Genomic DNA, 12,336 nt, shown 5'->3' on the forward strand with positions numbered 1-12,336 from the left:
TGCAAGTTATGATTATCTCTCTTTTGGTCAGGACAGCGACATGTGGAGAATACACAACCTCTTCTTTGGTCGGCAGCGCCAGTGGTGTATAAGGGACAGGAAGGGGTGAGCGCGATCCCCTCGGGGACGAGCGCCGTCCACGCGGCCGGGACGGCGACGACGTCCTCCGGTCGCCACCCGAGGCGGGCGAGGGAGTCGGTCGGATCGACGCCGAGCCCGTGCCGCAGCCCGTCGTCGGACACGAAGAGCACCGCGCCGAGATCCCCGCCCGCGGTTGCCTTGACGAGGGCGCCCGACCCGCCCGCGACCTCCACGGGACCGACCCCGTCCTCGTCGATCCCGCCGGGCATCGCCATGAGGCGCGAGCCCGCGCCCTCCTCGCCGAGGACGAGGGAGGCGCAGGGCGCGTCGTCGGGCCCGATGACCGCTCCGACCTCGTCGGGCCAGTCCGAGGCGCCGACGCCCTGGGGATCGATCTCGAGGGAGGCGAGATCGGCGACCTTCGCCTTCAGCGGGTTGCCGGCGAGCGCCCCGGAATCGGAGATCCGGTAGAGGCGCGAGGCCGTCGAGGTGAGCGGCGAGATCCGCCCGTCCCCGGTGACGATGTACTCGCGCCTCGCGGCGCCGTCCTCGGACTCGACTTCGACGATCGTGCCGACGACCGCGGTGGAGAGGGCCGCGGGCATGCCCGAAACGGGCGCCCCCGCCTCCGGGAGCTCGACCGCGACGAGGTCGGAGCCGCGCTCAAAGAGGTCGAGCCAGGCGGCGTCGACCTCGACCGGCGTCGCCGAATCGAGGCCGAGGGCGAGGAGGACGCCGGAGTTCGTCGTGTCGTCGATCCGATGGCGCGTTCCGCCGACGACGAGGTCGAGGACGCCCGCGTTGACGACGAGCGCCGCGGGCGCGTCGACGAGCCCTTCCGGGGTCCGCGCGACCCAGGTGCGCGTCCCGGACTCCGCGGCGCACGCCGTCCACTCGCCCGAGGCGAGGGCGGAGGCCGTGGGGACGTCGTCGGGCGCCTCCTCGAGGCCGATCCGCGAGCCGCGCGGAATGCCGGAGATCGTCGAGGCCGATACTCGGCTCGTCCGGTACGAGCCGGATTCGGAGAGGAGCTTCGCGGAGGTGATGTTCGCGACCGGGCGGAGCGCGCCGTCGATCGTGTAGTAGCGGGCCCCGGTCGACGCGACGACGACGGTCGTCGAGTTCTCCCAGCCCTCCGGCAGCGTCGGCGAGAAACGGCCCATGACGAGGGCCGCCCCGACCATGCCGAGCGCGACGACGCCGCCGACGAGCAGGGGGGCGAGTCCCGAGGAGGACTCGATCTCGCGGCCGCCCGGCGTCCCCGAGGAGAACGCGGTGACGAGCCGCCGGCGGTTGAAGCGCTGCGCCTCGAGGACGTCCTTGTTCGACGCCATCAGAGGACGCCCCAGACGAGCGCGGCGAGCGGGGCGATCGCGAGGAGGACGAGGACGCCGAGCGCGTCGGCCAGGCGCGTGAGCCACGGGCGCATCCTCGCGTCGACGACATTCGCGACGAGGAGGACGACGGCGACGGCGACGACCGCGATAGCGATCCCCGGCGCGAGGACGGGCGCCCCGACCGCCGCCGCGAGTGCCGCGCCGACCGTGAGGACCATTCCGGCGACGACGCCGATGAGGACCTCCGAGCGGGAGCGGATCGAGCGCGTCGAGAGCATGAGCGCGACGCCGGTGCAGGCGACGAGGGCGATCCCGGAGGCCGAGGAGGCGAGCTGCGGGGCGAGGATGAGCGCCGCGAGCGCGGCGCCCGCCTTGAAGGCGACGACGAAGACCTCGGACAGGCGCATCCGCGAGCGGACCGCGTCCGGGTCGACGCGGTCGAGGACGTTCGGACCCGTGACGCGCACCGGCACTTGCGCGAGGGCGAGCCAGGGCGCGGCGAGGACGGCGACGAGGAGGAGCGCGAGGACGAGGGCCGCCGCCCGGTCGTCGGCGACGCCCGCGAACGCGGAGAGCACGCCCGCCAGGCCGAGCGCGCCGCCCGCGACGAGCGGCGCCGCGATCGAGGGCCGCAGCCCGGCGGGGAGGACGAGGTGGGCGAGGGCGCCGAGCAGGGCCCCCGTGCCCGCGGCGACGCGGGCGGTCGGCCCCCATCCGCCTCCGACGAGCGCGATCGCCGCGACCGCCGTGAGAAGGGGGGCCGTGGCCGCGAGCGACAGGGCTCCGATGGGGGAGGCGGACCGGGAGACGAGGGCGGCGGCGCCCGCGACGAGGAGGGCCGCCGCCCCGGCGATGCCCGCGGTGACGAAGGACGCCGGGGCGGAGACGACGAGGAGGACCGCTGCGACGAGGACGAGGGCGGCCGACGCGTGCGCGGAGAGGCGGAGCGAATCCTCGCGCGTCCAGGGGGCGACGTCCTCCTCGACGCCGACGCCGACCGCTTCGACGAGATCGTCGTAGCGGCGGTCCCCGGCGCCCTCGCCGATCGGGACGAGGGAGATGAGCGCGCCGGACTTCACGCCCTGGTCGGCGAGCGCGGCCGACTGATCGAGGCGCCTTCCGGACGCCGTGCGCGCCGTGTAGCCGGCCGACGCCGTTCGCGGGTCGAGACGGCCGAAGGAGTCGACGACGCCGGGGAGGATCTCCGCGAGGGGAACGCGGGGCGGGACCGAGAAATCGAGCGACTCGCCCGAGCATGAGACGGTGATCGCGATGAGCGACGACGTCGTCGATGAACTCGTGGCCATGCGTCCTCCGTGCGATGGGCGTCGTGGTGTCTCCCCGATGCTAACGGGTGAGGTCGGGCCGCGTCGCGGTCGACAGTGATCCGGTAACGGATATGGACGGACGTCCTCCCGGTCCCGTATGGTGAAAACGACCCACGCGGCGCACGATGGGCGTGAGCCGCGCAGATCACCACATACGGAGGCCGACAATGCCAGACAAGATCTCAGCAGCCGAGGGAGCGATCCGCAGGGGCGCTCAGACGGTTGCCGATACCAAAGTCGACTTGGACACCCGCATCAAGACGGTCGAGGGCGACATGCTCGCGATCGGCTCCGGCTGGCAGGGCCCTGCCGCCCAGGCATTCCAGGCCCTCATGGCCCGGTGGAACGCCGAAGCACGCAAGGTGACGAGCGCCCTCGACACCTTCGAGGAGAACCTCCTGTCCGCTCAGCGCGACTACGAGTCGACGGACCAGGACCAGGAATCGACCTTCAACAATCTCGCCGCCCGACTCGGCTGACACCGGAAGAAGAGGACGACAGACATGGATCTCACCGTCAACTACGGATCGCTCTCCACGGCGTCCGGCCAGCTCACCACCGGCGTCAACGGCATTCAGACCGCGCTCGACACGATGGACGGGGAGCTGCGCCAGCTCCAGACGAACTGGGAGGGCGAGGCGCAGCAGGCCTACCAGCACGCGAAGGCCCAGTGGACCGAGGGCATGTTCGGCATGCGCGACGTGCTCTCCCAGATCAGCCGCCTCGTCGATGCGGCGAACGACTCCTACGGCCAGACCGACAGGGTGAACGCCAGCCGCTTCCAGCAGTGAGGCGAGTGCAGAGGCCCGGCGCTTCGGCCCCGTCCCCTTCCGGGGGCGGGGCCTCGTTGTATCCGGGACGCGGTCCTCTCGCGGCGAGAGGACCCGCGGCGCCGGGCGCTTCCTCGGCCGAGTCCTACCCCGCGTCGGGGCTCTGCGCGGCGAGGACGAGCGTGCGCTCGCCCATGAGGAGCGTCGTCCCCGGCGGGACCGATCGGCGCTCGCCGCGCGGGAGCTCGAGGACCCGCCCGTCGGGAAGGCGGGCGCTCGTCCCGTTCGCCGAGAAGGCGTCCTCGACCCAGACTCCGCTCCGGGTCGGCCCGATGCGCAGGTGCGTGCGCGAGAGGGAGCGCGTCGAGTCGGCGATCGCGACGAGTCGCTGGCCCGGGTCGGCGGCGCTCGGCGCGCGCCCGATGACGATCGTCGCGTCGATCGGCTCGCGTTCGCCGGAGTCCATCACCGCGAAGACGCGCGCTCGGGTCGCGGCGGGGGCGCCGAGCGCCGCGGGGCGCGCGAACGGATCGACTGCCGAGGGCGAGGAAGGCGCGGGCGAGGGCGCCGCCACGCCCTCCGGCTTCGTGGAGACGGGCGCCGTCGCCTCGACGGGCCCTGCGGGAGCGGCGGGCGCTGCGGCCGCGACGGGCGCGGACGGCGGAACAGGCTCGGGCGCGGACGGCGGAACAGGCTCGGGGGGGGGCGGTCGGGCCCCGTCTCTTTTACACAACTCCCCGCCCCCCAGAATAAAGGGGAAACCCTTTGTCCGCCTCTGCTTGGAAAAAAAAAAACACCACATCTTGTTACAGCTCCCTCTCCCATGTCTTCCTTTTTNCGGCGTCGGGGCGGTGGGAGTAGGGGCTCGCGGGGACGGCGATCTCGGTTGGGGCCTCCTCCTTCGCGAGGTCGACGACGCGCGTGCCCGCGGCGCGGTCGATCCACGTCCGCCCGTCCGTGACGAGGAGGGCGGCGAGCGCAGGGACGACGACGCCGAGGTGCGCGACGAGGGCGACCAGGCAGTGGACGAGCCCGCGGCGCAGCCCCGGGGCGAGGCTCGATTCGGAGGCGGTCATCGCCGTGCGCGTCGCGAGGAGACCGGGCGTACGGCCGGTCGCCGCGAGGGAGACCGAAAGGACGAGGACGACCTCGGCGACGACGATGCTCGCGAGGACCGGGGAGGGTCGCAGGGCCCAGGAGGCGCCGGCGCAGGCCGCGACGACGAGGAGGTCGACCGCGTAGGCGGCGATTCGCTTGGCGGGGCCGGCGGCGGGGCGGACGGATGCGGTGCTGGTCATGAGGCCGCCTGTCTCGCGAGATCGAAGAGGCCCGACGCGAGGACCGCGGCCGGGACGAGGAGGACGAGGCCGAGCGTTCGCGACACGTCGGCGATCCGACCGAGGAGGGCCGAGCCGTGGGAGGAGGCGGAGGCGACGCCCGCGAGCGCGACGCCGAGCCCGGCGACGAGGAGGAGGGCCGCGACGACGAGCGGACCGAGGGCGCGGAGCGACGGCGCGGAGAGGAGCGCGAGGACGACGAGGACGGCCGCGAGGACCCGTGGGAGGGCGCGTCCGAGGCGCTCGCGGCGGGCGCGCGCGTCGACGAGGAGGACGAGCGGCGCGCAGATCGCGAGGACGAGGGCGGCACGCCCCTCCCAGTCGGACAGGCCGATCCGCGCGTAGACGACGGGGGCGGCGGCGAGGAGCAGCCCCGCGCACGCGAGGACGAGGACGTCGGCGCGCGAGCGGGCTTCTGACAGCGTGCGGGCGATTCTCGGCATTGTGATCTCCGAGGGCGCCGCGGGTTCGGGGGTCCGCAGTCCGGCGGCCGAGGTCGCGACCGCGGGCAGGTCGAGGAGCTGATTCTCGGGGATCCGCATCGCGATCGAGGGGGAGGCGGTGATGAGGCCGACGGCCGCGGCGAGGACGAGCGGGGCGAGGAGCGCGGCGCGCGCGCCGGTGAAGACCGCGAGGGAGGCGCCGAGCGCGACGACCGTCCAGGCGGCGGCGATCGCCCGGCAGCGGGGGCTCTCGAGGAGGAGCCCCGCGGCGAGCGACCCGACGAGCGCCGTCCACGCGACGGCGACGGCGGCGAGGGGGAGCGCCGACGGCGCCTCGAGGGGGACGAGGGCGAGGCCCGCCAACCCGAAGAGGAGGGAGAGGACGACGAGCAGCGGGGTCGAGCGGCGGGCCCTCCGATCGACGAGGACGAGGCCGCAGCCGAGCGCGGCGATGGGCCCGGCGAGCCGCGCCCACGTCGGCGCGGCGACGAGTCCGAGGAGCGGGGCGAGGAGGGCGCCGGCCTCGAGGATCGCGATCGCGGAGAGAGCGAGGAGTCCGAGGAGCGCGGGGGAGAGGGGCTCGCGGGTCCGCGATCCGGGCAACGGGCGGCCGGCGGTGTCGGTCCGAGGAGCGTCCGAGAGGGCGAGGACGACGCCGGACGGGAGATCGGCGCCGATCGCGGCGCCCGGATCGAGGGGGCGCCCGTCCGGGCCCGTGAGGCGGAGTGCGCCCTCCGGATCGAGGCGGAGCATCGCCATGAGTCCGGCGACCGTCGTGCCTCGTGGAACGGCGACGTCGCGGCGCCCGTCGGCGTCGACGATCGTCGCGCACGGGAGTGACGGCGTCATGCCTTCTCCGTTCTCTCTTCGCGCCGATCGCGGCGCCCTGGGGGGACGGCGGCGGAGCCCGGTTGTCCGCTCACTGTCCGACGATAGTATGAGGCGGGCCTCACGGCCGCACCGATCCCCCCGAGGAGGGCACATGGCAGGAATCGGCGACGACCTCGACCGCACCGGCGCGCCGGAACTCCCCAGCGGGCGCATCCCCGTCCAGGCTCCGCCGGACCAGGCGGAGCCCGCGGGCGCCGGATCGATCCTCGCGACCGTCATCCCGATGATGGGCTCGATGGGCGTCATGGTCTTCATGGCGATGTCGAACGGTCAGAACACGCGCATGCTCCTCATGGCGGGGGCGATGGTCGTCGCGATGCTCTCCATGGTCGGCTTCAACATCCACCGGCAGATCTCGACGCATCGCGCGAAGGTCGTCGGCCTGCGCCGCGAGTACCTCGCCTACCTCTCCGAAACGCGCGACACGGTCCGCGCGGTCGCCCGCAAGCAGCGTGCGTACACGAACTGGCACCTGCCCGACCCGGACGCCCTCGTCCTCCTCGCCGAGGACTCCTCGCGGCTGTGGGAGCGGGAGATCGGCGCGGACGACCTCCTCAACGTCCGTCTCGGCGCGTCCACTCAGGACCTCGCGATGGAGCTCGTCGAGCCGGAGCTGCCGCCGCTCGCGAACCCCGACGTCGTCTGCCACTCGGCGGTCTCCCGCTTCCTCGCGGCCCATTCGAGGGTCGACGACATGCCCTTCGGCGTCGTCCTCTCCGAGTTCTCCCGCATCGACGTCTGCGGGGACGAGGGCGCGACCGCGTCCGAGATCCGGGCGATGATCGGGCACCTCGCCGTCTTCGCCCCGCCGACCGCGCTGCGCGTCGCCGTCCTCGCCTCCTCCGAGCGCCTCGCCGACTGGGAGTGGGTGAAGTGGCTGCCCCACGCCCGGTCGACTGAGGAGTCCGACGCCCTCGGACCCGCGCGCATGCTGACGAGCGACCCCGCGGAACTCGTCGACCTGCTCGGCGAGGAGATCACGACCCGGCCCGCCTTCCGGGAGCGCGACGAGGCGACGCCGTGGCCGCATCTGCTCCTCGTGTGCGACGGCGTCGAGCCGCCCGCGAACTCGCGCCTCGGAAGCCTCGAGGGGACGCTCGGGGTGACGGTGGTCCGTCCGCTCGCCTCTTGGGGGCCGATGGTCTCGCGCTCGGCGCTGCGCCTCGTCCTCCACCCGTCCGCCCGGCGGGGGGAGGCGGGCGCGATGGAGGTCCTTCTCATGGATCGTCCGCCGCTCGTCGCTCGGGCGGACCGGATGGGGATCGCCCAGGCGGAGGCGGTGGCGCGCCGGATGACGCGATTCGGCGACGAGGAGCGGCCCGATTCCGACTCCCCGATCGGGCGCTCGGATCCGAAGCGCAGCGCGGACCTCCTCGAGCTCCTCGACGCGGGCGACGTCCGCGACTTCGACCCGGACGCGCGGTGGAGGCGCCGCGAGGGTCGCGAGCGCCTCCGCGTCCCCTTCGGCGTCACGCCCGAGGGGATCCCCGTCGTCCTCGACATCAAGGAGGCCGCGCAGCAGGGCATGGGTCCGCACGGCCTCCTCATCGGAGCCACGGGCTCCGGCAAGTCGGAGGTCCTGCGCACACTCGTCCTCGCGATGGCCCTCACCCACTCGCCCGAGCAGCTGAACTTCGTCCTCGTCGACTTCAAGGGCGGCGCGACCTTCGCGGGGATGTCGGCGCTTCCGCACGTGTCCGCGATGATCTCGAACCTCGAGTCCGAGCTCTCCCTCGTCGACCGCATGCAGGACGCGCTGCGCGGCGAGATGGTCCGGCGCCAGGAGCTTCTGCGCCGCGCGGGCAACTACGCGAACGTCACCGATTACGAGGCCGACCGGATCGCCGGCAAGCACGACGGCGAGCCGCTGCCCGCGCTCTTCATCATCCTCGACGAGTTCTCCGAGCTCCTCAGCGCGAAGCCGGAGTTCATCGACCTCTTCGTCGCGATCGGGCGTCTCGGCCGTTCGCTCGCCATCCACCTCCTCCTCGCCTCGCAGAGACTCGAGTCCGGTCGCCTCAAGGGGCTCGACTCCCATCTCTCGTACAGGATCGGCCTGCGGACCTTCTCGGCCTCGGAGTCGCGCGACGTCCTCGGCGTCGCGGACGCCTACGAACTCCCCTCCTTCCCGGGCGTCGGCTACCTCAAGACCGGCACCGACCAGCTCGTCCGATTCCGCGCGTCCTACGTGGCGGCGCCCCCGCCTCCGCGGCGCGCGAGCGCGCTCCAGGGGGCGTCGGCGGGCGCGCCGACCGCTGCGATCGAGGTTCTCCCCTTCACGGCCGCGCCCGTCCTCGCCCGCGAGAACGCGCCTGTCGAGGCGATGCGCGAGGCCCCGCTGCGACCGGGCGACGAGCGCTGGGCGGACATGTCGGAGATGGACATCGCGGTCGCGCGCATGGCGGGCAGGGGGGTGCCCGCCCACCAGGTGTGGCTGCCGCCCCTCGACGTTCCCGATACGCTCGACTCGCTCATGCCCGACCTCGTCGCCGACCCGCGTTTCGGGTACGTCTCCCCGTCGTGGCGGGCGAAGGAGGGCCTACGGATCCCGCTCGGCATCGTCGACCTCCCCCTCGAGCAGCGGCGGGAGATCCTCGAGTTCGACTTCGGCGGAGCGGGCGGCCACATGGCCGTCGTCGGCGGCCCCCTCACCGGCAAGTCGACGGCGCTGAGGACGGTCGTCCAGTCGCTCTCCCTCACGAGGACGCCGCAGGAAGTCCAGTTCTACGTCATGGACTTCGGCGGAGGGGCCTTCGCCGCCCTCGAGGACGCGCCGCACATCGCGGGAGTCGCGACCCGCGACCGCGAGGAGTCGGTCAACCGGATGGTCGCCGAGATCGAGGGGATCATCGCCGACCGGGAGAAGTACTTCCGGGCGAATCGGATCGACTCCATCGCCACCTACCGGCGGGGGCGGGCCCAGGGCCGATTCGACGACGGCTACGGGGACGTGTTCCTCGTCGTCGACGGCTGGGGCGCGCTTCGGGCCGACTTCGAAGGGCTCGACGCCCGCGTCCAGCAGCTCCTCGCCCGCGCCCTCACCTTCGGCGTCCATCTCATCGCGAGCGCCCAGCGGTGGATGGACTTCCGCCAGCAGGTCCGCGATCTCATCGGCTCGAAGCTCGAGCTCCGCCTCGGCGACGCCTCCGATTCGCAGATCGACCGCCGCGTCCAGCAGGGCATTCCCGAGGGGCGGCCCGGTCGCGGCATCGACGTCGACGGGCACCACGTCCTCGTCGCACTGCCGCGCGCCGACGGCGACCACGATCCGAAGACCCTCGCGGCCGGCGTCGAGTCGACGATCGCGGCGATCCGGCGGGCGATGCCCGCCGGGCCAGGCCCGAAGCTCCGCCTCCTCCCGACGCGCATCGGGCTCGACGCCCTCGGCGCGATGCCGGGAACGGAGGCGGTCGACGGAGTCGCCCCGCTCGTCCTCGGCATCGAGGAGACCCGGCTCGGGCCGCTCCTCCTCCATCCGCGCAAGGAGTCGCACCTCTACCTCTACGGCGACGCGCAGTCCGGGAAGACGACCTTCCTCCGCTCGCTCGCCCGCGAGATCATGCGGACGAACACGCCGAAGTCCGCGCAGATCTTCGCCGTCGACGTCCGTCGCTCGCTCCTCGGCGAGATCCCCGAGGAGTACCTCGCCGGCTACATGACGACGCGCGAGGAGGCCGAGTCGCAGCTCGGCGACCTCGCCGCCTACCTGCGCGGCCGCCTGCCCGGTGACCAGGTGACGACCGATCAGCTGAGGAACCGCTCGTGGTGGACGGGCGCCGAGGCGTGGGTCCTCGTCGACGACTACGACCTCGTCGCGACGCGCTCGGGGAACCCGGTGGCGGTCCTCCAGCCGCTCATGGCGCAGGCCCAGGACATCGGCCTCCACATCGTCGTCGCCCGGCGGATGGGCGGCGCGTCGCGCGCCGCGTTCGAGCCGGTCCTCCAGTCGATGGGGGAGTTCGGCGCGACGGGCATCCTCCTGTCGGGCAATCCGGACGAGGGCGCGGTCATCGGGCGCGTCAAACCGGTGCGCGCCGTTCCCGGCCGCGCGCAGGTGATCTCGCGCGACGCCGGCCGGGTCCTCGCCCAGCTCGCCTGGTCGGAGCCGATCGCATGAGACGCCGCCCGGCCGGGGGCGCCGCTCCGCCGGCGGTGAGGCGCGGGCCGCGAGTGCGCGCGCGAAACGCGGGCCCGCCCCCCGAGCGGGCGCGGGAGCGCCCGTGAGATGATCGCGACGGGGACTCCCCCGTTGCGCTACAGCTTTTCGACCGACGCGAGGAAGGAGTGCCAGTGGATCTGTCGAGACTCGGCTCGGTCCTCGTCACCCGATGGGGAGCCGCCACCGATGTCGGCCCGGCTCGCCCGGAGAACGAGGACTCGTGGCTCGCCGCGCCCCCGCTCTTCGCGGTCGCCGACGGAATGGGCGGTCACGCGGGCGGCGCCGCGGCGTCGGCCGGTGCGGTTCGCGCCCTCGGCGCGCGCCTGAGTGCGGACGTGCTCGGCCCCAGGCGCCCCGACATCTCCGATCTCGACGCCGCGATCGAAGAGGCGGCGCTCGCGGTCGCGGCCCTCGCCGATCCGACCGATCCGCAGGCGGCGCCCGGGTCGACGCTCACGGGCGTTCTCGCCCTCGACGGCGAGGACGGCCCGGCTTGGCTCTCCTTCAACATCGGCGACTCGCGGACGTACGTCGTCGGCGCTGGCGGGATACGCCGACTGACGAAGGATCATTCGGCGCTCCAGGAGGCCCGCGATCTCGCCGCCGCGACGGGCGAGGAGGTCGTGCGCCCGCCCGCGAACATCGTCACCCGCGCTCTCGGCGCCGGGATCGCGGGTCTCCCCGAACCGGATTTCGCGCTCGTCGCGCTCTCCGAGGGAGACCTCGCCCTCATCTGCTCGGACGGGGTGCACGGCGTCCTCGACGACGCCGAGCTCCTCCGCCTCGCCGGGATCGGCGGAGAGCCGCAGGAGATCGCGAACCGCCTGGTCGACGCCGCGCTCGCGGCCGGGACCCAGGACAACGCGACGGCTGTCGTCGTCCGCGCGGAGACCGCGTCCGGGGCCGACGCGCCCGCCCCCGCCTCCGAGAGGGAGGTTCGCGCGGTGCGCCCCGCGCCGACCCTCACGGCCCGCCGCGCGAACGAGGAGGCCTGATGCTTCAGATCGGCAGGATCTCGACCAGGGGAGCGGGCGCTGTCGTCGTCTCGGGCCCCTTCGGAACGGCGCTCGTGGGCGCCGATCTCGCTGCGGCGGCGCACGACGTTCTCGCGGGGCGCGGCGACGTCGTGGCATTCCTCGCGCGGGCGTCGCAGTCGGGCGCCACCCTCGCGCTGCTCGACTGCGGCGGCCCGCGCGCCTACCTCACGGTCCTCGGCGCCGCTCGGGTGCGGGGACGCGCCCTCGGAGAATCCGTCGACCGCGAATTCTCGACGCCCCTGTGGGGGTGGCCGGTCGATCCCGGGCAGTGGCAGGTCCTTGAGCTCCTCATCGACGAGGTCGGGGCCGGCGCCTGGGCGCCGGTCGTCGACGACCGGGCGGAGGCGGGCGCCCTGCGGATCGGCCGCGCCCTCGACGAGGCGGAACCGCCGACGATCTCGGACATCGACGAGACTGCGGTCGCGGTCCCCGCGCCCGCCGCGACTCCGTCGACGCCGAACGAGCCCGAGCCCGTCGTCGAGCCCGTCGCGCTCCCGCCGACCCCGCCCATTGCGGCCGCGCCCATGACGGCCGCGCCTGAGCGAACCGCGCCGGTGCCGGCGCCGACCGCGCCGAGTCCCTGCGCGGTCCCCGCGCCCGCATCGGACGCCGATTCGGAGTTCTCCCTCGTCGTCGGAGCCTCGTCCGATCGGGCGGAGGACGCGGATATCGCGCGCGGCGTCCGCGTGGAGCATTCCGCCCGCGCCGACTTCCCCGATCGGGCGCCGGAGCCGTCGCTCGCGCCGGTCACGACGAGTGCGGCGCCGTTGACGACGCCGACTTCCCCGGCGCCGGCGCCCGCGGCGCTCGAGCCGGAGGATCCGCCTTTCAGGGAGCCCGGCGACTCGTCCTTCGAGCGCTTCGCGCACGCCCTGTCTCTTATACACTCTGACGCTGCCGACGAATAGAGAGGTGTAGATCTCGGGGGGCGCCGGCTCACTGAAAAGTAAACA

General features: G+C 73.6%; 8 protein-coding genes. 4 read left to right on the top strand and 4 right to left on the bottom strand.

Annotated elements, in window-relative coordinates; translation table 11 throughout:
- Positions 1-1,415: type VII secretion protein EccB (gene eccB, locus DY157_RS10375; RefSeq protein WP_218938099.1), on the bottom strand; the 1,415-nt coding region annotated here is incomplete at its 3' end.
- A complete protein-coding gene (gene eccD, locus DY157_RS10380; protein WP_115728570.1) occupies positions 1,415-2,725 on the bottom strand; it encodes a type VII secretion integral membrane protein EccD in 1,311 nt (436 codons plus the stop codon). The genes eccD and eccB, both read right to left, overlap by 1 nt.
- Positions 2,726-2,913: 188 nt before the next feature.
- On the opposite strand from eccD, the gene DY157_RS10385 reads away from it, so the two are divergent.
- Together DY157_RS10385 and DY157_RS10390 are read left to right on the top strand one after the other, a co-directional pair.
- Positions 2,914-3,225 carry a WXG100 family type VII secretion target gene (locus DY157_RS10385; RefSeq protein WP_235827191.1) on the top strand — a complete coding sequence of 104 codons (312 nt, stop codon included), beginning with the start codon at positions 2,914-2,916 and terminating at the stop codon, positions 3,223-3,225.
- Between the two features lie 24 nt (positions 3,226-3,249).
- Positions 3,250-3,537 (top strand): WXG100 family type VII secretion target, encoded by a 288-nt coding sequence (locus tag DY157_RS10390; protein WP_115728572.1) that lies wholly within the window; start codon positions 3,250-3,252, stop codon positions 3,535-3,537.
- 124 nt (positions 3,538-3,661) lie between these two features.
- Here the strand turns inward: DY157_RS10390 and DY157_RS10395 are convergent, their stop codons facing one another.
- On the bottom strand, positions 3,662-4,090 hold the full coding sequence (locus tag DY157_RS10395) for an FHA domain-containing protein (RefSeq protein ID WP_115728573.1): 429 nt from the start codon (positions 4,088-4,090) through the stop codon (positions 3,662-3,664).
- A 720-nt stretch (positions 4,091-4,810) separates the two neighbouring features.
- On the bottom strand, positions 4,811-6,145 hold the full coding sequence (locus tag DY157_RS10405; protein ID WP_115728575.1) for a hypothetical protein: 1,335 nt from the start codon (positions 6,143-6,145) through the stop codon (positions 4,811-4,813).
- Between the two features lie 133 nt (positions 6,146-6,278).
- Here DY157_RS10405 and eccCa point away from each other — a divergent pair, with 133 nt between their 5' ends.
- The gene (eccCa, locus tag DY157_RS10410; protein WP_115728576.1) at positions 6,279-10,304 is read left to right on the top strand and encodes a type VII secretion protein EccCa; all 4,026 of its coding nucleotides are present in this window, start codon (positions 6,279-6,281) and stop codon (positions 10,302-10,304) included.
- Positions 10,305-10,477: 173 nt separating this feature from the next.
- Entirely contained in the window at positions 10,478-11,341 is an 864-nt protein-coding gene (locus DY157_RS10415; protein WP_115728577.1) for a PP2C family protein-serine/threonine phosphatase, read from the top strand.
- Positions 11,342-12,336: the final 995 nt, after the last annotated feature.

Source organism: Actinomyces culturomici (genome assembly GCF_900499005.1).
Classification (GTDB): Bacteria; Actinomycetota; Actinomycetes; order Actinomycetales; family Actinomycetaceae; genus Pauljensenia; species Pauljensenia culturomici.